This is a genomic window from Streptomyces sp. NPDC006691 (genome assembly GCF_042869955.1).
Taxonomy (GTDB): Bacteria; Actinomycetota; Actinomycetes; order Streptomycetales; family Streptomycetaceae; genus Streptomyces.
On the sequence record NZ_JBIAGW010000005.1, the window covers coordinates 315,602 to 336,827 of the forward strand.

The 21,226-nt window shown below is 72.5% G+C and carries 22 protein-coding genes; 12 read left to right on the forward strand and 10 right to left on the reverse strand.

Going from position 1 to position 21,226, the window contains the following annotated elements; translation table 11 throughout:
• Positions 1–6: 6 nt before the first annotated feature.
• From ACFYNP_RS14690 to ACFYNP_RS14715, 6 genes are all read right to left on the reverse strand, one after another.
• Positions 7–606 (reverse strand): transglutaminase domain-containing protein, encoded by a 600-nt coding sequence (locus tag ACFYNP_RS14690; RefSeq protein WP_388785619.1) that lies wholly within the window; start codon positions 604–606, stop codon positions 7–9.
• Positions 607–686: 80 nt separating this feature from the next.
• Positions 687–1,748, reverse strand: a complete 1,062-nt coding sequence (locus ACFYNP_RS14695) for a threonine aldolase family protein (protein WP_388413587.1) — start codon at positions 1,746–1,748, stop codon at positions 687–689.
• Positions 1,745–2,491, reverse strand: a complete 747-nt coding sequence (locus ACFYNP_RS14700; protein WP_388413253.1) for an SDR family NAD(P)-dependent oxidoreductase — start codon at positions 2,489–2,491, stop codon at positions 1,745–1,747. Before ACFYNP_RS14700 ends, ACFYNP_RS14695 begins: the two co-directional genes overlap by 4 nt.
• Positions 2,492–2,535: 44 nt before the next feature.
• Positions 2,536–3,936 (reverse strand): DUF6421 family protein, encoded by a 1,401-nt coding sequence (locus ACFYNP_RS14705; RefSeq protein ID WP_388785621.1) that lies wholly within the window; start codon positions 3,934–3,936, stop codon positions 2,536–2,538.
• Between the two features lie 122 nt (positions 3,937–4,058).
• Positions 4,059–5,063 carry an alpha/beta hydrolase fold domain-containing protein gene (locus ACFYNP_RS14710; RefSeq protein ID WP_388785623.1) on the reverse strand — a complete coding sequence of 335 codons (1,005 nt, stop codon included), beginning with the start codon at positions 5,061–5,063 and terminating at the stop codon, positions 4,059–4,061.
• Positions 5,064–5,181: 118 nt separating this feature from the next.
• Entirely contained in the window at positions 5,182–6,315 is a 1,134-nt protein-coding gene (locus ACFYNP_RS14715) for an LLM class flavin-dependent oxidoreductase (protein WP_388785624.1), read from the reverse strand.
• Between the two features lie 50 nt (positions 6,316–6,365).
• Here ACFYNP_RS14715 and ACFYNP_RS14720 point away from each other — a divergent pair, with 50 nt between their 5' ends.
• Together ACFYNP_RS14720 and ACFYNP_RS14725 are read left to right on the forward strand one after the other, a co-directional pair.
• Complete coding sequence (locus ACFYNP_RS14720) at positions 6,366–7,001, forward strand: PadR family transcriptional regulator (RefSeq protein WP_388785626.1); 636 nt, start codon at positions 6,366–6,368, stop codon at positions 6,999–7,001.
• Between the two features lie 328 nt (positions 7,002–7,329).
• Positions 7,330–8,013, forward strand: coding sequence for a glycerophosphodiester phosphodiesterase (locus ACFYNP_RS14725; RefSeq protein WP_388785628.1), 684 nt, complete (start codon positions 7,330–7,332; stop codon positions 8,011–8,013).
• A 16-nt stretch (positions 8,014–8,029) separates the two neighbouring features.
• On the opposite strand, the gene ACFYNP_RS14730 is transcribed toward ACFYNP_RS14725, so the two are convergent.
• Complete coding sequence (locus ACFYNP_RS14730; protein ID WP_388413242.1) at positions 8,030–8,578, reverse strand: GNAT family N-acetyltransferase; 549 nt, start codon at positions 8,576–8,578, stop codon at positions 8,030–8,032.
• Positions 8,579–8,652: 74 nt separating this feature from the next.
• Between ACFYNP_RS14730 and ACFYNP_RS14735 the strand changes: the two genes are divergently transcribed.
• From ACFYNP_RS14735 to ACFYNP_RS14765, 7 genes are all read left to right on the forward strand, one after another.
• Positions 8,653–9,039, forward strand: coding sequence for a VOC family protein (locus ACFYNP_RS14735; RefSeq protein WP_388413240.1), 387 nt, complete (start codon positions 8,653–8,655; stop codon positions 9,037–9,039).
• Between the two features lie 177 nt (positions 9,040–9,216).
• Positions 9,217–9,783, forward strand: coding sequence for a DUF5134 domain-containing protein (locus tag ACFYNP_RS14740; protein WP_388785629.1), 567 nt, complete (start codon positions 9,217–9,219; stop codon positions 9,781–9,783).
• Between the two features lie 104 nt (positions 9,784–9,887).
• Complete coding sequence (locus ACFYNP_RS14745) at positions 9,888–10,823, forward strand: M56 family metallopeptidase (protein WP_388413236.1); 936 nt, start codon at positions 9,888–9,890, stop codon at positions 10,821–10,823.
• 195 nt (positions 10,824–11,018) lie between these two features.
• Entirely contained in the window at positions 11,019–11,690 is a 672-nt protein-coding gene (locus tag ACFYNP_RS14750) for a phosphatase PAP2 family protein (RefSeq protein ID WP_388785630.1), read from the forward strand.
• A 19-nt stretch (positions 11,691–11,709) separates the two neighbouring features.
• Positions 11,710–12,414, forward strand: a complete 705-nt coding sequence (locus ACFYNP_RS14755; RefSeq protein WP_388785632.1) for an HAD family hydrolase — start codon at positions 11,710–11,712, stop codon at positions 12,412–12,414.
• A gap of 259 nt (positions 12,415–12,673) precedes the next feature.
• Positions 12,674–13,276: a TetR/AcrR family transcriptional regulator gene (locus ACFYNP_RS14760; protein ID WP_388413232.1), complete on the forward strand. Its 603-nt coding sequence runs from the start codon at positions 12,674–12,676 to the stop codon at positions 13,274–13,276.
• A gap of 146 nt (positions 13,277–13,422) precedes the next feature.
• A complete protein-coding gene (locus tag ACFYNP_RS14765) occupies positions 13,423–14,769 on the forward strand; it encodes an FAD-dependent oxidoreductase (protein ID WP_388785634.1) in 1,347 nt (448 codons plus the stop codon).
• A 109-nt stretch (positions 14,770–14,878) separates the two neighbouring features.
• Here the strand turns inward: ACFYNP_RS14765 and ACFYNP_RS14770 are convergent, their stop codons facing one another.
• Positions 14,879–15,241 (reverse strand): ArsR/SmtB family transcription factor, encoded by a 363-nt coding sequence (locus ACFYNP_RS14770; protein ID WP_388413228.1) that lies wholly within the window; start codon positions 15,239–15,241, stop codon positions 14,879–14,881.
• Positions 15,242–15,347: 106 nt separating this feature from the next.
• On the opposite strand from ACFYNP_RS14770, the gene ACFYNP_RS14775 reads away from it, so the two are divergent.
• Positions 15,348–16,439 (forward strand): NADH:flavin oxidoreductase/NADH oxidase, encoded by a 1,092-nt coding sequence (locus tag ACFYNP_RS14775; RefSeq protein WP_388785635.1) that lies wholly within the window; start codon positions 15,348–15,350, stop codon positions 16,437–16,439.
• A 52-nt stretch (positions 16,440–16,491) separates the two neighbouring features.
• Here the strand turns inward: ACFYNP_RS14775 and ACFYNP_RS14780 are convergent, their stop codons facing one another.
• Positions 16,492–18,432 (reverse strand): neutral/alkaline non-lysosomal ceramidase N-terminal domain-containing protein, encoded by a 1,941-nt coding sequence (locus ACFYNP_RS14780; protein ID WP_388785637.1) that lies wholly within the window; start codon positions 18,430–18,432, stop codon positions 16,492–16,494.
• Positions 18,433–18,442: 10 nt separating this feature from the next.
• A complete protein-coding gene (locus ACFYNP_RS14785) occupies positions 18,443–19,273 on the reverse strand; it encodes a class II aldolase/adducin family protein (protein WP_388413223.1) in 831 nt (276 codons plus the stop codon).
• A gap of 119 nt (positions 19,274–19,392) precedes the next feature.
• On the opposite strand from ACFYNP_RS14785, the gene ACFYNP_RS14790 reads away from it, so the two are divergent.
• Positions 19,393–20,013, forward strand: a complete 621-nt coding sequence (locus ACFYNP_RS14790; protein WP_388785639.1) for a TetR/AcrR family transcriptional regulator — start codon at positions 19,393–19,395, stop codon at positions 20,011–20,013.
• Between the two features lie 88 nt (positions 20,014–20,101).
• Positions 20,102–21,190 carry a WD40/YVTN/BNR-like repeat-containing protein gene (locus ACFYNP_RS14795; protein WP_388785641.1) on the forward strand — a complete coding sequence of 363 codons (1,089 nt, stop codon included), beginning with the start codon at positions 20,102–20,104 and terminating at the stop codon, positions 21,188–21,190.
• Positions 21,191–21,226: the final 36 nt, after the last annotated feature.

A 21,226-nucleotide genomic window follows, 5' to 3' on the forward strand; every position in this document is an offset into this window, starting at 1 on the left:
GGTGCCTCACAGTTCGGTCGGATAGATCGGCCACAGCGACGGCCGGTCGGGCGCGGCCTTGAGCGCGGCGACCACCGCCGGGTGCGGTTCATCAAAGAGTACTGGATAGTCCACTTCGCTGAACTCTGCCCGTACGGGCCAGGCCAGCCGCTCCTCATCGAGGGAGAACTGGGCGTCCACGCCGGCCGGCACGTTGCCGCGCGGGTCCTGCCGCGCCCAGGCGTCGGCGCCGGGCAGCCTGAGGGCGATGAGACCGTGCAGCGCCGGGCCGGCGCCGTTCTCGGTCAGGCGCTGGTAGCAGAACGCGGTCGGGATGCCTTCGGCCCGCAGCAGCGCGGCGAGGGCGTGCGCCTTGGCGCAGCAGATCCCGGTGCGCCACGCGAGCACGTCGGAGGCGCGCCAGGTCACGCGGGGATCACCGGAGTCCGAGGAGTGCGGGATCCGGTCCCGCACATAGGTGAAGGCCGCTTGGGCGTATGAGTATGCGTCGCTGGTCTCGGACTTGAGCCGGGCGGCCAGGTCGCGCACCGCCGGGTGTCCATGGTCGACGACCTCGTCCGCGACGAGATAGGAAGCGAGTTGGGGTTTGTGCTGGATGAGCTCCATGGCCCGTGAGCGTACGAATGCGGCCGACCGCAAGTCAATGACTTTACGGTCGGCCGCATAGGTATTCAGGCGGGCCCGCGCTAGCGCGCCATTTCTTCCTTCAGTGCCGCGAGGAAGCCGTCGACGTCGTCCTCGGTGGTGTCGAAGGAGCACATCCAGCGGACGTCGCCGGCGGTCTCGTCCCAGAAGTAGAAGCGGTAGCGCTTCTGGAGCCGCTCGCTGACGTCGTGCGGCAGGCGCGCGAACACGGCGTTGGCCTGCACTTCGTGGAGGATCTCCACGCCGTCGACCTGGCGCACTCCCTCGGCGAGGCGCTGGGCCATCGCGTTGGAGTGGCGGGCGTTGCGCAGCCACAGGTCCTTGGCGAGCAGGGCCTCCAACTGCACCGACACGAAGCGCATCTTGGAGGCGAGCTGCATGGACATCTTGCGGATGTGCTTCATCTGGTGGACGGCGTCCGGGTTGAGGACGACGATCGCCTCACCGAACAGCATGCCGTTCTTGGTACCGCCGAACGACAGGACGTCCACGCCGGCCACACTGGTGAACGTACGCATCGGCACGTCGAGGGAGGCGGCGGCGTTGGATATCCGCGCCCCGTCGAGGTGGACCTTCATGCCGCGCTCGTGGGCGTGCTCGCAGATCGCCCGGATCTCGTCGGGCGTGTAGACCGTGCCCAGTTCGGTGTTCTGGGTGATCGAGACGACCTGCGGCATGGCGCGGTGCTCGTCCTCCCAGCCCCAGGCCTGCCGGTCGATGAGCTCGGGCGTCAGCTTGCCGTCGGGCGTGGCCACGGTGAGCAGCTTGAGCCCGGCCATGCGCTCGGGCGCACCGCCCTCGTCCACGTTGATGTGCGCGCTCTCGGCGCACACCACCGCGCCCCAGCGGTCCGTCAGCGCCTGGAGTGCGGTGACGTTGGCCCCGGTGCCGTTGAAGACGGGGTAGGCCTGCGCGCCGGAGCCGAAGTGGCTGTGGATGACGCGCTGGAGGTGGTCGGTGTAGTCGTCCTCGCCGTACGCGATCTGATGACCGCCGTTGGCGAGGGCGAGGGCTGCGAGGACTTCGGGGTGCGCGCCGGCGTAGTTGTCGCTGGCGAAGCCGCGCACCGCCGGGTCGTGGTGCGCTCGCGCGTCCGTCCTCACGGCTTGGGGGTCAGCCACAGGCGCTGTCCGTTCACTTCCTGGGCGGGCTTGTCCCAGACTCCGGCGATGGCGTCGGCCAGCTCCGTGACGTCGGTGAAGCCCGCGAACTTCGCATTGGGTCGCTCGGCGCGCATCGCGTCGTGCACCAGTGCCTTGATCACCAGGATCGCAGCAGCGGCCCCCGGGCCGTCCTCGCCCCCCGCCTTGCGGAACGCGTCGCCGAGCGCCAGCGTCCAGGCCTCGGCGGCGGCCTTGCCCGCGTTGTAGGCGGCGTTGTTCGCGGTGGGCTTGTGCGCGCCGGACTGGCTGACCAGGACGAACCGCCCCCGGTCGCTGCGCAGCAGCCCGTCGTGGAAGGCGAGCGAGGTGTGCTGCACCGTCTTGACGAGGAGCTTCTCCAGCAGGTCCCAGTCGGCCAGGTCGGTCTCGGGGAAGGAGGTGGCGCCGCGCCAGCCGCCGACGAGGTGGACCAGGCCGTCGACGCGGCCGAAGTCCTTCTGGATGCGGTCGGCCCAGTCGCGCGTGGCCTGGAGGTCGAGGAGGTCGACGGTGTCACCGGTGACGGTGGCGCCGCCGTGCGCGTACCGCGCGGCGTCCACGGCCGAGGCCAGGCGCTCCACGTCGGCGTCGGCGCCCACGACGACCGCGCCCGCCTCGGCGAGCCGGAGCAGGGCGGCCCGGCCGGCGGGTCCCGCCGCGCCGGCCACGGCGACGACGGCGCCGTTGAGAGGTCCGTTGTTCATTTTCCTCGCCCCTTCCGAACCTTCGGAGCCTTCGGTACGAGAGCTCACGCGGCGGCTCCGGCCGGAGCGGAAGCGGCGGTGATCCCCTTGGTGGAGGCGATCACGTTCTTCAGCTTCTTGGAGAGCGCCTCATAGAACATGCTGAGCGGAAACTCGTCCGGAAGCACGTCGTCGACGAGCTTGCGCGGCGGCTGCGTCAGGTCCAGGGCGTCGGGCCCCTTGGCCCAGCGCGATCCGGGGTGCGGGGCGAGGTAGGTGGAGACCAGCTCGTAGGCGGCGAACCAGTGGACCAGCTTGGGGCGGTCGATGCCGTCGCGGTAGAGCTTCTCGATGTCGGCGCACAGCTGGTTGGTGACCTGCGGGGCGCGGTCCCAGTCGATGTGCAGCTTGTTGTCGGTCCAGCGCACCACGTCGTGCTGGTGCAGGTAGGCGAAGAGGAGCTGGCCGCCGAGCCCGTCGTAGTTGCGGACCCGGTCGCCGGAGACGGGGAAGCGGAACATCCGGTCGAAGAGCACGGCGTACTGGACGTCGCGGCCGTGCTGGTTGCCCTCGGCCTCCAGCTTCACGGCCTCCTTGAAGGCGGTGAGGTCGCAGCGCAGCTCTTCGAGGCCGTACATCCAGAACGGCTGGCGCTGCTTGATCATGAAGGGGTCGAACGGCAGGTCGCCGTGGCTGTGGGTGCGGTCGTGGACCATGTCCCACAGCACGAAGGCCTTCTCGCAGCGCTCCTGGTCGGCCACCAACTCCCGGATGTCCGCGGGGAGTTCGAGCCCGAGGATGTCGACGGACGCCTCGGTGACGGCGCGGAAGCGGGCCGCCTCGCGGTCGCAGAAGATGCCGCCCCAGGTGAAGCGCTCGGGGGCTTCGCGCACGGCGATGGTCTCGGGGAAGAGGACCGCGGAGTGGGTGTCGTAGCCCGCGGTGAAGTCCTCGAAGGTGATGCCGCAGAACAGCGGGTTGTCGTAGCGGGTGGCCTCCAGGTCGGCGAGCCACTCCGGCCAGACCATGCGCAGGACGACCGCTTCGAGGTTGCGGTCGGGGTTGCCGTTCTGGGTGTACATGGGGAAGAGGACCAGGCGCTGGAGTCCGTCGGCGCGGTCGGCGGCCGGGTGGAAGCGCATCAGCGAGTCCAGGAAGTCCGGCACGTCGAAGGCGCTGTCGGACCACTTGCGCAGGTCGTCGACGAGCGCGCGGTGGTAGTCGGCGTCGTGCGGGAGCAGCGGGGAGAGCTGCTCCACCGCGGCTATCACCTGGTCGAGGGTCGCGTCGACGACGGCGCGGGCGGGGGCGCCCTCGGCATCGAAGTCGATCGAGCCGTCCTTGGACTGCCAGGGCCGGATCTCCTCGACGGCATTCTTGAGCGCGGGCCATGCGGGGTGGTCGACCACCCGCAGGTCGGCTGTTGCGCCCCCCACGGCCGGGTCCTGCACAAGAATTTCCGTCATGTCACTTCCTCCACAGGAGAACCTAGCGTCAAGACACCGTATCCGCGTTCGGTTCTTCCCCTCAAGAGGAAGCACAATAAATTATCCTGCGATCTTTCAGTTGCGCCGCTCTTCTTCCTGTGTCAGGGCAATGGCACGGCTATGGCTGCGGCGAGCCGGGTAAGGGCGGCCCGGCCCTCGGGGAGCACGTCGGCCAGGCCGACGAAGCCGTGGAACATCCCCGGGCAGTGGTCGTCGACGGCGTGGACCCCGGCCGCGCGCAGGGCCCGTACGTAGGCGCGCCCTTCGTCGCACAGCGGATCGCAGCCCGCCGTGACGACGTGGGCCGGCGGCAGCCCCGCGAGGTCGGCCCGCAGCGGGGAGGCGAGCGGATGGCCGCCGTCGCCGCCCGGGCCGAGGTACTGCTCCCAGAACCAGCGCAGATGTGTGGCGGTCAGGTAGAAGCCGTGGGCGTTGGCGCGGTACGAAGCGGTGTCGCGGGAGGCGTCGAGCGCCGGGTAGAGCAGCGCCTGGAGGGCGAGCGGCGGGCCGTGGCGGTCGCGGGCGAGCAGGGCTGCCGCCGCGGCCAGGTTGCCGCCGGCGCTGTCGCCCGCCACGACGAGCGGGCCCGCGGCCCCGCCGAGGTCCCCGAGATGCCGCCCGGCCCAGAGGAGCGCCGCGTACGCGTCCTCGACGGGGGCGGGGAAGCGGGCCTCGGGGGCCAGGCGGTAGTCGACGGAGACCACGACCGCGCCCGCGGCCCGGCACAGCGCCCGGCAGGTGCGGTCGTACAGGTCGAGGCCGCCCAGGACCCAGCCGCCCCCGTGCAGGTGGACCACGGTGGGGGCGGGGCCGGAAGCGGCGGGCCGGTAGACGCGGACGGGGATGTCGGGGGCGCCGGCCGGGCCCGGCACCGGGCGGTCGGTCACGGCGCCGACCGGGGGCGGCACGCCCGGCGAGGAGGACGCGCCGGCGAGGATCCGCCGGGCCTCGGTGGCGTCGGTGACCATACCGCCCACATCGGGAAAGACCGAGGCGAGCACATCGGCCCAGCGGCGGGCCTCGGGCGCGAGACGGTCAACTCCCTTTCTCCGCTCGCCCGTTGGGCGCGCGTCCGGCCAGGCTGCGGGCCGCTGCCCGCCGGACACGAGCGGGGCCCCCTCCGTCGCGGGCGAGGCCGGGCCGGCTACGCGCCGCTGAGCGTCGGGCGCGGGCGGGGCCCCCTCCGCCGCCGGCGAGGCCGGGCCGGCCGCGGGCCGCCGGCCGTCAGCCACGGCGGGTGTCCGTCGTGAAGTGCGGGATGACCCTCTCGCCCCACTGCCGCAGCGTCTCCATGCAGGCCTCCTGCGGCACGGTCCCCATCTGGATCAGACACATCACCTCGTCCGCGCCCGCGTCCCTGAGCCGTTCGACGTGGGCGATCGCGTCGTCGGCGGTGCCGTAGGCGTGATCGGCGTTGAAGGTCGCGGTGGAGGTGGGGCGGACCGGGATGTGCTGCTCGTGCAGTCGGGCCGCGACCTGTTCGGCGGCGACGCGCATCGCGGCGGCCTCGTCCGAGCCCTCGACGACGGCCTCGTCGGGGATGCCCGCGCCGCCGTACCAGTGCCCGATGGACTGGGCGAAGAAGCGCTGGCCCCGGATGCCGATGCGCCGGGCCTCCGCGCGGTCGTCCGAGACGATGGTGGGGCAGAGCACCGCGAAGTGGTCGTTGACGGCGGTGGAGACGAACCCTTCGCCGGTGCGGGCCGCGAGCGCGCTGTCGTAGGTGCGGCGCATCTCGGCGATGGAGTCGGGCCCCGCGAAGCCCATCACCAGGGCGCCGACGCCGAGTTCGGCCGCGCGGGCCAGGGTGTCGGTGCGGCTGCACGCCAGGAACAGGGGCGGGTGGGGCGCCTGTGCGGGCCGGGGCAGGATGGGATGCGGGGCGATGTCGATCAGCTCGCCGTGGTATTCGAGCTCCTCCTTCTGCCAGGCCGCGCCGATGATCCGCAGCGCCTCCTCCACCTCCCGCGTCGTACGGTCCCGGTCGACGCCGCACAGCGAGGTCTCCTGCTCGGTGCCGCCGCGCCCCGCGCCGAGGTCGAGCCGGCCGCCGGAGAGCAGGTCGAGGGTGGCGGCGCGCTCGGCGACGCGGACGGGATGGTTGAACCGGAACGGCATGCAGACCACGCCGTGCCCGATCCGGATGGTGGAGGTGCGGGCGGCGACCCAGGTCAGGAAGATCTCGGGGGCGCTCATGTGCGCATACCATTTCAGCGCGTGGTGCTCCACCGCCCAAATGCGGTCGAAGCCCATCCGCTCGGCGTACACGGCCTGTTGAACACAGTCGTGGAACAGCCGGTGCTCGCGCTCGACGGTGGGATCCGCCAACTGCGCCTCGAAGATCACGGAGAATTTCACGGGCCCTCCAGGGGTTGTGTCCGCGTGTCTCGCTTACTTCAATTCGCCATATGACTAGTCGTCAGTTCTCCAACAAGCAAGACACGGAACGCCAGTTGCCGCCGACGGCATGGGCGGTGCTCGGGCTGCTCTCGTTCCCCGGCGAGCGGACCGGCTACGAGCTCAAGAAGTGGGCCGACGCCTCGCTGCGGTTCTTCTACTGGTCGCCCGCGATCAGCCAGATCTACGCCGAACTGCGCCGCCTGGAGGCGCTCGGGTACGCCACCTCGCGGCGCTCCGGCCCCGAGGAGCCACGCACCAAGCGGCGGTACGCGATCAGCGAGGCGGGCCGCGCCGCGCTCACCGAGTGGGCGGACTCCCCCGAGGCGGCCGGCCCCACGGTCCTCAAGCATCCGCTGGTGCTGCGGATCTGGCTCGGGCATCTGGCGGCGCCGGAGCGGCTGCGCGCCCTGGTGGAGGAGCATCTGGCGCGCACCGAGGCCGAGTTGGGCCAGGTGCGGGCGGCGCTCGCGCGGGCCGAGGACAACGCCGAGTGGGCGCATCCCAGGATCGCGCTGCGCTGGAGCGAGCTGCGGGAGCTGGCCGAGCTGGAGCTGGCCCGGGCGATGCTGGCGGACCTGGACCGTCTGACGCCGCCACAGGAGGGAGATCCGGCCCATCACGACGGCTGGCCCGGCCCGGGATGAGGGGGGCACGCCGGATCGTCAAGAGCTGAAGGACTCGCCCACGAGAGGGTGACGCGCGGTGGCCCAGGACGGGTGCGCACCGGTAGGACGGTGTCCGCCCGCCCCGCCCCCCGCGCCCCGGAGCCGCCCCCGTGAGCACCCGTGCCGTCCTTGTCGCAGCCCTGATCACCGGCCTCGTGCTCGGGATCGCGTCAACCCGGGCGGACGACTCCGATGCGCCGCGCGAGCCGGGGTCCGTTGCGGTGGCGGGCCGTTAGGCTGCGGCTGCCGCGTGCGCACGGGACTGCATCGCGCGCCACTAGCGCCGTCGACGGAAGCGAGGCCTGTCTTGACGTTCCTCACCATCGGTCATCGCGGGGTCATGGGTGTCGAGCCGGAGAACACCCTGCGTTCCTTCGTCCACGCCGAACGCGTGGGCATGGATGTCATCGAACTCGATCTGCACCTGAGCAAGGACGGCGCCCTCGTCGTCATGCACGACGCCGAGGTCGACCGCACCACGGACGGGGAGGGCCCCGTCGGCCAGCTGACCCTGGCCGAACTGCGGGAGCTGGACGCGGGCCAGGGCGAACGCGTCCCCGTGTTCGAGGAAGTCCTGGACGCCGTGAAGACCCCGATCCAGGCCGAGATCAAGGACACCGCCGCGGCCCGCGCGCTCGCCGAGGTGATCCTGCGGCGCGACCTGGTGGGCCGGGTGGAGGTGCTGTCGTTCCACGACGCGGCGCTCGCCGAGGTCGCCTCGCTGGTACCGGGCGTGCGCACCGCGCTCGTCGACGACGACTGGGGTCCCGATCTCGTCGAGCGGGCCACGGCCGTCGGCGCCCGGAGCCTGGTCCTGGACATCACCCGGCTCACCCTGGAGACGGTCGAGCGGGCCCATGCCGCCGGCCTCAGGGTGATCGGCTGGACCGTGAACACCCAGGACCATCTGCGCCTGGCGCGCGCCCTGCAACTGGACGGCGCGACGACCGACTATCCGGAGATCCGCCGCACCGGCCGCTTCACCGCGTAGCGCGCGGCGGGCCCACTCAGCCCAACTCCTTGACGAGCAGCTCGAATTGGAGGTCGTCGCGCTGCGGCAGGCCGAAGCGTTCGTCGCCGTACGGGAAGGGTGTCATCCTTCCCGTACGGCGGTAGCCGCGGCGCTCGTAGAAGGCGATCAGCTCGTCGCGTACCGAGATCACGGTCATGTGCATCTCGCCGACGCCCCACTCGGCGCGGACGAGGCGCTCGGCCTCGGCGATGATCTGCTTGCCGAGACCGGCTCCCTGGAGTGCGGGAGAGACGGCGAACATCCCGAAGTAGGCCGCGTCGCCCCGGTGTTCGAGCTGGCAGCAGGCGACGAGCGAGCCGTCGCGCTCGACGGTGAGCAGCTTGCTGCCGGGAGTGGTGATGACCGCGCGCACGCCCTCGGGGTCGGTGCGCTGCCCTTGCAGGATGTCGGCCTCGGTGGTCCAGCCGGCCCGGCTGGCGTCTCCGCGGTAGGCCGATTCGATGAGCGGCACCAGCGCCTCGATGTCGGCTTCGGTGGCGTCCCGGTAGCTCAGCTCTCCGGCGGCGCGCCTTGCGGTGTCCATCGTTCGCTCTCCCTGCTCGTCGGTTGCGCTGCGGCGGCCTCCCGAGCCTAACCCGCCCGTTAGGGTCGCCTGTCATGGTGCATGTACTGAGCAGCCGGACCCTTCTGCGCCCCACCGACCCGGAGCGTTCGCGTGCGTTCTACGGCGAGCGGCTCGGCCTTCCCGTCTACCGCGAGTTCGGTACGGGACCCGAGCGCGGCACGGTGTACTTCCTGGGCGGCGGCTTCCTGGAGGTGTCCGGCCGCGCCGAGCGGCCGCCCGCCCCGGGGCTCCAGCTGTGGCTCCAGGTCGCGGACGCGGCCGCCGCGCACGAGGAGCTCGCGGCACAGGGGGTCACGATCGCCCGGCCACCGGTGCGCGAGCCGTGGGGTCTGATCGAGATGTGGATCGAGGACCCGGACGGGGTGCGCATCGTGGTCGTGGAGATCCCCGCGGACCACCCGTTGCGCTATCGCCCCTGACGCCACCGGCTGCCCGGCGGCCGTGGCCCGTCCCGCTCGCCCGCCTTGACCGCCCGTGCCCTGACCGGCGAAGACCTTCCGCGCGCTCCCCCTGTGTGTCCCTGCGCCCGCGTATGCGGCCCCGTGCCTGGGCATCGACCTGTCGGCAGGGCGTCACAGAGAGCGGGGAGGTACGCCGTGCACGGTCCGGTGCTGCCCGGATGGCTGCTCGTCGCGTTGTGCGCGGCGACCGGCTCGTACTGCCTGCTGCGGATGCGCAGCGGTTCCCCGCGGGCCCGCGGGGCGGCGGGCGGGGAGGCGGTGATGGGGTTCGGGATGGCTGCGATGGCCGTGCCGGCCGCGTTCCTCGCGCCGCCGCCGTGGATGATCGCGGGGTACGCGGTGGTGTTCGGGGGCGCGGCGCTGCGGGCGCTGTGGCTGGCCCGGGGCGGGGCGCACCATCTGCACCACGTGGTGGGGTCGCTCTCGATGGTCTACATGGCGCTGGCGATGGCGCCGACGGGCGGGGGCGCCGCCCACACCGGGCACGAGGGGCATACGGCGGGCGGGGTGCCGCTGCTGACCGGGGTGCTGCTCCTGTACTTCGCGGGGTACGTCCTGTCGACGGGGGTGCGGCTGCTGCCGGCGGCGGCGGCCGGGAGCGCGCCGACGGCCGCCGTGTCGTGGGGGGCGCGGCCCGAGCTGGCGCTGGCCTGCCGTCTGTCGATGGGGATCGCCATGCTGGCGATGCTGATCACCGTCTGAGCGGACCCCGGGCCGACGGGCCGCGCGGCTCTCCGTTCGTGGCGTGCGTCACTTGACGTCCACGGACATACCTATGACGGCGGCCCCGCTCATAGGCTGAGACCATGACGGTCTCCCTCGCGTTGCTGCTGCTCGGCCTGGTGTCCGCCGTCGCCGCCCCGCGACTGCTCGCCCGCGCCGACTGGGTCGAGCGCGAGCCGGTGGTGGCGCTGTGGGTGTGGCAGTGCGTGGTGGCGGCGGTGCTGCTCTGCTTCGGGCTCGCGATGGTGTTCAGTGCCGCGTCCGCCTGGCAGACCGTGCGCGGCCAGGTGTTCGCGTCCGCGCCCCGCGCGGTGGTCGAGGCGTACGCGCTGGGACCGTACGGCCCCTGGTCGGCGGCGCTCGCCGTGGTGCTGTTCCTGGGCGGTGCCTGGACCGGGGCGATGCTCACGCGGGAGATCCGGGACAGCTGGGCGCGCCGCCGCCGGCGCCGGGCGGAGCTGCGGCTGCGCTCGCCGCTGCTGCCCGGCGAGGAGCCGTCCGGCGAGCGTCTGGTGGTCCTGGAGGCGGCCCGGCCGGACGCCTGGTGGCTGCCGGGCCAGACACCTCAACTGGTCATCACCACAGCGGCACTTCAGCGTCTGAAAGGCCGTCAGCTCGATGCGGTGCTCGCCCATGAGCTCGGGCACGCACGGGCCCGGCACGACTGGCTGCTGCACTGTTCGGGCGCGCTGGCACGGGGGTTCCCCCAGGTGCCCGTCTTCGCCGCGTTCCGCGACGAGATGCACCGCCTGGTGGAGCTGGCCGCCGACGACGTGGCGTCCCGCCGCTTCGGCCGCCTCACGATCGCGCTCGCGCTGGTCGAACTCAACGAGCACCGCGGGGTGTTCGGCCCCTGCCCCGCGCCGGACGGACAGCTCCCGCAGCGGGTGCACCGCCTGCTGTCCGCGGTCCCCCGCCTCCCCGCGAGCCACCGCCTGCGCCTGACGGCGTACGCCGCGCTGGTCCCGGCCGTACCCCTGATCGTGGCCCTGGTGCCGGGACTGCACGCACTGGGCTAGCATCCCGCCCCTTGACCGGCGGTCCCTTCTCCTGACCACCGGCGACTCCCCCCTGACCGGCGGTCCCTTCCCGTGACCGGTGGCTCCCCCTGACCGGCGGTCCCTTCCCCTGACCGGCGGTCCCTTCCCGTGACCGGTGGCTCCCCCTGACCGGCACCCTGGCCGCGGCGCCGCGCATCGGCTTGGATCTTCCCCATGCTCCTCACTGCCCCCGAAGCCCGTTCCCGCCCGACCCTGCCGCTGCGCGCGGGGCTCGTGTGCACCCTGGCCGCCGGCGTGCTGCTGGCCCTCGTGGTCGTCCGGTGGGGTCCGCTGATGTCGTTGGACCGGTCGGTCGCGGAGGGGCTGCACCGCCGGGCGGTGGCGGATCCCGGGCTCACCCACGCCAACCGGATCCTGACCGACTGGGTGTGGGATCCCTGGGCGATGCGCGCCCTGCTCGCGGTGGTCGTCGCGGTGCTGCTGTGGCGCGGCGAGCGGCTGTCGGCCCTGTGGGTCGCGGCGACGAGCGGTCTCGGCACGGCCGTGCAGCAGGGCCTGAAGGCGGCGGTCGGGCGGGACCGGCCGCGCTGGCCGGACCCGGTGGACTCCGCCGGGTATGCCGCGTTCCCGTCCGGTCACGCCATCGGCGTGACCGTCGCCTTCGGACTGCTCGTGTGGGTCCTCGCGCTGCACGGGGCGCAGCGGGGCCCGCGTACGGCGGCTCTGGTGGTGGGGGTGGTGTCCGCGTTCGGCGTGGGGTTCACGCGGCTGTTCCTGGGGGTGCACTGGTTCTCGGACGTGGTCGGCGGCTGGCTGATCGGCGTGGCCGTCGTCACCCTGAGCGCGGCGGCCCACCGCCGCTGGGTCTTGAACCGGCGGACATGAACACGCGAGGATCGCGGGCATGACGATCAAGGGCGTTCTCCTCGACTTCTCCGGCACCCTCTTTCGCATCGAACCGGCCGGCGACTGGCTCAGCTCCGCGCTCGACGCCGCGGGGATCACCCTGACGGAGGCCGAACTCGCCGACCGCACAAGGGCGTTGGAGGAGGCCGGCGCCCTGCCGGGCGGCGCCCACCCGCTGCGGATACCCGGTCATCTGACGGAGCTGTGGTCCGAGCGCGACAGGAGCGGCGAGCTCCACCGCCGGGCGTACACGGGTCTCGCCCGCGAGGTGGCGCTGCCCGACGACCGCCTGTACGACCTGCTCTACGACCGTCACATGACCCCGGCGGCCTGGCGTCCCTACCCCGACGCGAGGGCGGTGCTCGCCGGGCTGCGCGAGCGCGGGATCGCGATCGGCGTGGTGAGCAACATCGGCTGGGACCTGCGGCCGGTCTTCCGGGAGCACGGCCTGGACGACTTCGTGGACGTGTACGCCCTGTCCTTCGAGCACGGGGTGCAGAAGCCGGACGAGCGGCTCTTCCGGGCGGCCTGCGAGGCGCTCGGACAGGACCCCGGCGAGGTCCTGATGGTGGGCGACGACCGGCGGGCGGACGGCGGCGCGGCGGCCCTGGGCTGTGCGGTGCACTTCGTGGACCATCTGCCGGCCGACGAGCGCCCGGAGGGTCTGCTGCCGGTGCTCGCGCTGGTCGGCGAGGGCCGCTGAGCGACGAGCGGGACGCGGACGTGAGCGGCGTGACGCGCACGACAGGCTCGTGACGGGTACGCCGCGAAAGGGGCGGGCACGACGGGAGGCGGAGGGCGTGAAGGCGAGGGGTGCGAAAAGGGGCCACCCGTTCGAGGTGATCCCCCGCGTCACCCCGAACGAGCAGCCCCGCGCCCAGGCCGGGCCCCGGCGAAGGGGCTACCGCCCTGCGACGGCCTGAGTATATTGGCTCAGAGCCAGTCAACGCAGGAGTTACAGCATGTCCCCGCGCAGCGCATCGGTCAATGAAGAGTTGCGCAGACGTTCTCGCGAGCGGCTGCTGCAAGCCACGGTGGAGCTGGTGGCGGAACGCGGCTACGAATCGACGACCCTCGGCGACATCGCGGACCGGGCGGGCTCGGCCCGGGGGCTGGTGTCGTACTACTTCCCGGGCAAGCGCCAGCTCCTGCAATCGGCTGTGCACCGCCTGATGCATCTGACCCTGGAGGAGGGTCTTGAGCGCGAGCCGCGGACCTCCGACGGGCGCGAGCGCCTGGCCCGGGCGATCGACGCGATCCTCGGCCTCACCCATTCCCAGCCGGTCCTCATGCGGGCGCACATGGCGGGGATCCTCCAGGCCCAGGGCTTCGTCCAGTGCCCCGAGCAGCAGCGTCTCGCCGCGCTGCTGCGTGACACGGTCGTACGGTACGGCTGCCGGGACGTGGACACCGAGTACCCGCTGCTGCGCGCCAACCTGATGGGGGCGGTGTTCGCGGCGCTGCTGCCGGGCGCCCCCATGGACGCGGCCAAGCTGCGGGCCGAGCTGTTCCAGCGGTACGGGCTCGACTGGGAGCTGGGCGTTCCGCCGAAGCCGGTCCCTTAGCCGCCGGGCCCATGCCCCGACCCTCGGGTCCGACCCCCGGGTCCGTCCCCCGGCCGGCGGCGCACCTCTACCCGTCGTGCGGGCGGCGGTGCCATCCTTGAATTCCCCGCGGTCCTCTGCGGTCCTGTCGTCAAGGAGCACCCGCCATGCTGCGCATCGCCGTCGTCGGGTCCGGGCCGAGCGGTGTCTACACCGCCCAGAACCTGGTGGAGCAGAGCGCGGCCGACGCGGTCCGGGTGGACGTCCTGGACCGGCTGCCGTGTCCGTACGGTCTGGTCCGATACGGGGTCGCCCCGGACCACGAGAAGATCAAGTCGCTTCAGAACAACCTGCGTTCCGTGCTGGAGGACGGCCGGATCCGGTTCCTCGGACATGTCGAGGTGGGCCCCGGCGGTGTTCCGGCGGAGGTACTGCGGCGGCTCTACCATGCGGTGGTCTACTGCGTGGGGGCCAAATCGGACCGGCACCTGGGCATCCCGGGCGAGGAGCTGCCCGGCAGCTTCTCGGCGACCGCGTTCGTGTCCTGGTACAGCGCGCATCCCGACAGTGATCCGGACGCCTTCGTCCTCGGCGCGCGCTCGGCCGTCGTGATCGGCGCCGGCAATGTGGCGGTCGACGTGGCGCGCATGCTGGCCCGCGGCGCGGACGAGCTGCGGTCGACCGATGTGCCGCAGTCCGCGCTCGGCGCGCTCGCCGTCAGCCAGGTCCGCGAGGTGCACATGACGGCCCGGCGCGGCCCCTCGCAGGCCCGCTTCACCACGAAGGAGCTGCGCGAGCTGGGCTCGCTGCCGGGTGCCGACGCCACGGTGGCCGTCGACGAGCTGGCCCGTGACCCCGACTTCGTCGACCCGGCCGCGCTGCCCGCTCCCGTACGCCGCAATGTGGCGGTGCTGCGCGGCTGGGTCGGGCGCCCGGTGCGACCCGGCGCCCGCCGCCTGAACCTGAGGTTCTATCTGCGGCCCGTGGAGATCCTGGAGCGGGACGGCAGAGTGGGCGCGGTGCGCTTCGAGCGGACGACGCCGGACGGCAGCGGCGGGGTGCTCGGCACCGGCACGTACGAGGACATCGAGGCGCACCTGGTGCTGCGGGCCGTCGGTTATCTCGGGGTGCCGCCGCAGGGCCTGCCGTTCGATCCGGCGACCGGGACGGTGCCGCACGCGGCGGGACGGGTGCTGCGCGCGGGGAAGCCGTCGCCGGGCGAGTACGTGGCCGGCTGGATCAAGCGCGGCCCGACAGGCGTGATCGGCACGAACCGGCCCTGCGCGAAGGAGACGGTGACCTCGCTGCTCGCCGATGCCCCGCTGCTCGCCGGGCGGACGGTCGCGGCCGAACCCCTGGACGCGCTCAGGGAGTTGGGACTGCGCCCGGTGACCTGGCAGGGCTGGCTGGCGATCGAGCGGGCCGAGGCGGAGCTCGGCCGCTCGCTCGGCCGGAGCTCGGTGAAGATCCCCGACTGGGACGGGCTGCTCGCGGCCGGTCGCGAAGGAAGCTGAGGTCCGCCCCGCCGGGTGAGGAGCCGTCCCGGGCCCGCGTCGCCGGGAGAGGAACCTCCCGGGGCCGGCGCCGCCGGTGAGGGAGCGGCACCTTGAGAACGGCCCGCGGTCAGGCCTCGTCGCCCAGCCGCCCGGCCTCGCGGGACGCCGCGTCCAGGATGCTGTCGAGCAGCCCGGGGAAGAGCGCGTCGAGGTCGGCGCGGCGCAGGCCGTTCATCTTGGCGGTGCCCCGGTAGACCTGCTGGATCACACCGCTCTCGCGCAGCACACGGAAGTGGTGGGTGGTCGTGGACTTGGTGACGGGCAGCACGAAGTGCGAGCAGGAGAGCTCGTCCTCGGTGGTGGCGAGCGCTCGGACGACCCGCATCCGCATCGGGTCGGAGAGCGCGTGCAAAATGCCCTCCAGGCGGATCTCCTCGCGCGCCGGGTGGGCGAGTTCACGGGTGTTCGTCACGGTGCTCACCCGCCTCATTGTACGAGCATCATCGTAGTTTGACATCCCCCGTACTACGAGAGTTATCGTACGAAGAGATCCCGGCGCCACACAGGCGCCCCGAGCCGTTTCGAGTGGAGTTGCCGTGGCTGCTGCGAGTGCCCTTTTCGAGCCCTACACCCTGCGGTCCCTGACCGTCCCGAACCGGGTCTGGATGGCGCCGATGTGCCAGTACTCGGCCGAGGTCTTCGGGCCGAACGCGGGCGTGGTCAACGACTGGCACTTCGCCCACTACGCGGCCCGTGCCGCCGGCGGCACGGGGCTGATCCTGGTGGAGGCGACCGCCGTCAGCCCCGAGGGCCGCATCTCGCCCGCGGACCTCGGCATCTGGAACGACACCCAGGTCGCGGCGCTGCGCCGGATCACCGCGTTCCTGGAGAGCCAGGGCACCGTGCCCGGCATCCAGATAGCGCACGCCGGACGCAAGGCCTCCACGGACCGGCCCTGGCGGGGCGGCGCGCCGCTGGCGCCGGACAGCGCGGAGGGCTGGCAGCCGCTCGCCCCGAGCCCGGTGCCCTGGGACGAGCGCCACACCGTGCCCACCGAGCTGACGGTCGAACAGATCCAGGAGATCGTCGGCCAGTTCGCGGCAGCGGCCCGCCGGGCCCGGGACGCCGGGTTCAAGGTCGTCGAGATCCACGGCGCGCACGGCTACCTGATCGGCGAGTTCCTCTCCCCGCACTCCAACAAGCGCACCGACGCCTACGGCGGCTCGTTCGAGAACCGCGTCCGCTTCGCCCTCGAAGTCACCGACGCGGTACGGGCGGCATGGCCCGAGGAACTGCCCCTGTTCTTCCGGATCTCCGCCACCGACTGGCTGGAGGACGGCGGCTGGACCGCCGACGAGACGGTCCGCCTCGCCGCCCTGCTCAAGGAGCACGGCGTGGACCTGCTCGACGTCTCCACCGGCGGCAACGCCTCCGGCGTACGCATTCCGACCGGCCCCGGCTACCAGGTGCCGTTCGCCGAACGGGTGCACAACGAGAGCCCGCTCGCGGTCGCCGCCGTCGGCATGATCACCGAGCCGCGGCAGGCGGAGAAGATCCTCGCGAACGGCGAGGCGGACGCGGTCCTGCTCGGCCGCGAACTCCTGCGCGACCCGTCCTGGGCCCGCCGGGCCGCCCGCGAATTCGGCGACGAGGTGCACGTTCCGGACCAGTACCACCGCTCGGTCTGACCGGGCCCGGCCGGGCCGAGCCCGTCGGCAAAGGCCCCAAATCTCTTGCCGCTCACCGCACTTCGAAGGGCTCGCTCACTCCGGTGAACGGGCCCTTCGGCGTGCTGTCGCCGTGGTAGGAGATGCGGTACGTTCCCGGTTCCGCGCCCTCGGGAATGTTCCAGGTGACCGTGGCGACCGAGGTCGCGCCGCCGGAGCGGGCCCAGCGGAAGACCGTCGACCAGTCACCGTCGTCCGCGGTCCTGGCCCATGACCCGTCACCGTCCAGGCGCTCCACGAACAGATAACTCCCGCCTCTGCGGAGGTTGTTGGAGGGGTGCGCGGCGACGAAGGCGACGGTGGCGCGGCGGCCGATCAGCGAGAAGTCCAGCACGTCACCGAACCGCCGGCCCGGGTGCGGCGCGTCGGCCGCCGCACGGCGGCGCCCGGCGCGCGCCGGCACGGCGGGTTCGGGGCGTCCCGGGTCCACCGGCATCCCGTCGCGCATCGCGGTGGCGAGACGGGCCACGGTCTGGCAGAGCGCGGGCAGCTCCCAGCGCCCGAACAGCGTGCTGCCGCCCTCGTACTCCTGCGCGTCGTACTCCTCGGGCGTGGTCACGTAGTGGAGGTAGCCGTTGCTGTACCCGGCGACCAGGACGTCGCACAGCGCGGCGCCGACGATCGCCGCGACCGTACGCCGCAGCCGCAGTCCGGCGACGATGGTGACCTCTGCGGGTATGCCGATGAGGAACAGCGGCCCGATGCGCAGGAGTTGGACCGGCGCGCTCTGCGGGATCATCGGCACGAAGCGGTTGACCGGGCCCGCCGGGAGGGCGATGGCCTTGGGGTACTGGGCGTCGCGGAGCGCGGGTGCGAAGGGGTAGACGAGCCGGCGCGAGACCGCGTCCCACAGCGGGTTGGCGCCCGGCCGGAAGCCCTTGAAACCGGGGCCGTCGACCCACGCCCCGGCGAAGGCGGCGGCCCCGCCGACGGGCGGGGAGGTGCGGTGGGCGCGTCCGTCCCCGGTGAACTCGGGGCGTACCTCGACGGCGGACAGGTGGAGGTGGGTGGCCCGGAAGTCGAGCCCGCCGGAGATCTCCCGGACGCCGGAGGCCGGCTCGCCCCCCGAGGTCAGGTCGCCCCCCGAGGCCTGTGCGGCGCTGACGAGGGCGGCCGCGGCCTCGTACTGGCGCAGGCCGATGACGCGGGTGTTCTCGAACTGGTCGCGGGTCGGGCCGAGTCCGGGCGCCAGGCCCAGGTTCGGTGACATGTCACCGGCGTTGGTCTGCGCGAAGGCGGCCACCAACTCCGGTGCGGTGGCGGCGAGATGGTCGACACCGGCCACGGTCCGCTCCCAGTGCAGGGCCGCGTAGCCCTTGTTGTCGGCGCTGACCAGACGGTTGCGGTTGGTCATGCTGGTGTTGTGGGTGGCGAACCAGTTGACGGCGGCATGCAGCCGCCCCGCGCGCTCGACGGTGAGCAGGGTGGTCGCCGGGTCGATGGCGTCCGGGAAGTGGGCGCGGTCGGCGGCCGGGTTGCGGTCGAAGGCACGGCGCGAGCGGTTGACGCTGGCGTTCTTCAACTCGCCGTGTGCCAGGCGCAATCGGGCGGGCTCCAGGTCGCGGATCGCCGCGAGGGCGGCTTCCGTGATGCCGTCGGTGATGGCGTCGAAGGTCCTTGCGCGGAAGCCGCCGGTGTTGCTGTTGTAGAGCAGGTGGTGGGAGTAGCCGCCGGGCCCGCAGTGGGTGTGGGTGGCGGTCAGCATCACGTTGGCGGCCCCGTACCCCTCGGGCAGTCGGCGCAGCACCTCGCGTACGACGGCGTCCGACATCAGGGGCAGTTCGCACACGACCAGGAGCAGCCGTGCCCCGCCCTCCTCGAAGGCGAAGGCGCGGGCCCGCTGACGGGTGTGCAGCCCCGCGCTCTGCTGGTCCGCCTTGCCGTAGCCGAGCAGGCCGCACTCGGCGGCCTCCCCGGTGATGTCGGCGATGCCGCGTCCGGCTCGAAGTCCCATGCGGAGCAGGCTAGTTGACGTGGTCGGGGTCGGAGTCGGCGATCTGCTCGTAGAGCGGCTGGGCCTGGAACCAGCCCGCGAAGTGGCCGCCGATCTGACCCCGGGTGTGCAGGGCCGTCTCACGGTCGATGTGCCGGGGGGTGCCGGCGGCCATGGCGAGGAGTTGGGCCTGGCAGGAGCGTTCCATCGTGATGAACCACCACACCGCCTCGGCGACCGACCGGCCGACGGTCAGCAGCCCGTGGTTCTGCAGGATCACCGCCTTGTGGGCACCGAGCGCCGCCGCGATGCGCTTGCCCTCCTCGGCGTCGCTGACGACACCCCGGTAGTCGCTGTAGAGGCCGTGGTCCTCGAAGAAGGCGCAGGCGTCCTGGGTGATCGGGTCGAGCGGGACGCCGAGTGAGGAGAACGCCTTGCCGTGCAGGGAGTGGGAGTGGGCGGCGGCCAGCGCGTCGGGGCGCGCCTGGTGCACCGCGGCGTGGATGACGAACGCGGCGCGGTTCACCGGACGGGTGCCGTGCAGGAGGTTGCCCTCGTGGTCGACGAGGATCAGGTCGGAGGCCTTGATCCGGCCGAAGGCCATGCCGAACGGGTTCACCCAGAACCGGTCGGGGTGCTCCGGGTCGCGGACGGTGATGTGTCCCGCGACGCCCTCGGAGAAGCCGAAGCGGCCGAACAGGCGGAATCCGGCGGCGAGTTGTTCCTTCCGGTAGCGGCGTTCGTCCTCGATGTCGTCGAAGGCGGGCGGCATCGGGATGGTCACCCCTTCGGGCATCGGGCCCGCCGCGCCCGCGATCACCTCGGCGGGCGCCGGGACCGGGGCCGTGACGTCGTCGCTCATGAGCGTTCCTCCTGGAGTCGCGAGTCGCTGGGGGCCGCCATCGGATACATTCACGTATCCGATACGCGCCTGGATGCTTTCCGAGGGCGTTCGCCCTGTCAAGAGTCCGGGAGCCCGACGTGCCCAAGGGAACGACCAAGCGCCGCCCGCAGACGCTGGCCCGGCTGCTCGACGCCGCGCTTGAGGTGTTCGCCGAGTCCGGGTTCGGGGCGGCCAGGATCGAGGACGTGTGCCGGCGCGCGGGCTACACGCGGGGCGCCTTCTACTCCAACTTCTCCTCCAAGGAGGAGCTGTTCTTCGCGCTCTTCGACGCGCACGCGGCGCGCGAGTTGGAGCGGATCGCCCAGCTGGCCGCCGCGACCGACGACCGGGACCTGTCGGTGGCGCGGATCGCGGAGCTGCTCGCGCACATCGGGCCGGACGAGCGCACCTGGTTCCTGGTGACCACCGAGTTCACGCTGTACGCGATCCGCAATCCGGGCGCCGCCGCCCGGCTCGCCGACCACGACGCCCGGCTGCGTGAGGAGGCGGCCGCCCTGCTCGGCGCGCTGCTCGCACGGGCCGGCCTGCGGCCGCGCGGGGAGCTGGCGGAACTCATCCGGGCCGTGGTGGCGCTGCGTGAGGGAGCGCTCGGGCAGAGCTATGTGGAGCCTGCCGCCCTGGCACCCGGCGCACTGGCCGAGCGCTTCCTGCCCTTCCTTGTCGAAGCCGTGACGGAACCCGTGCCGCAGCTGCCCTGAACTGCCGCTTTCTCCAGTTGAGAGCCGTTGTCAGTGACCGGGTGCACACTGGCAACCATCCGGAACAACGGCGTTTTGGAGGGACGGCATGACTGAGGTACTGCTCACCGTGGGTACGCGCAAGGGGCTCTTTCTCGGCCGCAGACGCGGCGGCACCTGGGACTTCGAAGGTCCGCACTTCAACGCCCAGGCGGTGTACTCCGTCGCCATCGACACCCGGCACGGCCCGGCGCCCCGGCTCCTGGTCGGCGGGGACAGCGCGCACTGGGGGCCGTCGGTGTTCCACTCCGACGACCTGGGCCGCGGGTGGACCGAGCCGAAGCGTCCGGCCGTGAAGTTCCCCGAGTTCACGGGCACGTCCCTGGAACGGGTGTGGCAGCTGCGTCCGGCGGGCCCGGAGGCACCGGGCGTGGTCTACGCGGGGACGGAGCCGGCCGCCCTGTTCCGCTCGACGGACGGCGGCGAGAGCTTCGACCTCGTCCGCCCCCTGTGGGAGCACCCGACGCGCTCGCGATGGGTGCCCGGCGGCGGTGGCGAGGGCCTGCACACCATCGTGACGGACCCGCGCGACACCCAGGTCCTCACCGTAGCCGTGTCCACGGCGGGGGTGTTCCGCACGCGGGACGGCGGGGCGAGCTGGGCACCCGCCAACAAGGGCGTATCGGCGGTCTTCCTGCCGGATCCCGACCCCGAGTTCGGCCAGTGCGTCCACAAGATCGCGCAGGATCCGGCCGACCCGGACCGCCTCTATCTGCAGAACCACTGGGGCGTCTACCGCAGCGACAACGCCGGGGAGCAGTGGACGGACATCGGCGCGGGGCTGCCCTCCACGTTCGGCTTCGCGGCCGCCGCCCATCCACGCCGCGCCGGAACGGCCTATGTCTTCCCGATCACGGCCGACTCCGACCGGGTCCCGGCGGACAACAAGTGCCGGGTCTTCCGCACCGAGGACGCGGGCACGAGCTGGGAGCCGCTGTCGGCGGGCCTGCCGCAGGAGGCCCACTACGGCACGGTGCTGCGCGACGCGCTGTGCACCGACGACGCGGATCCGGCCGGCGTCTACTTCGGCAACCGCAACGGCGAGGTGTACGCCAGCGCCGACGACGGCGACACCTGGCGGCTGCTCGCCTCGCATCTGCCGGACGTGCTGTGCGTACGGGCGGCGGTGATCGGTTGACCGGGGGCGGCGAGGCACGGACGGTTGCGGTGAGCG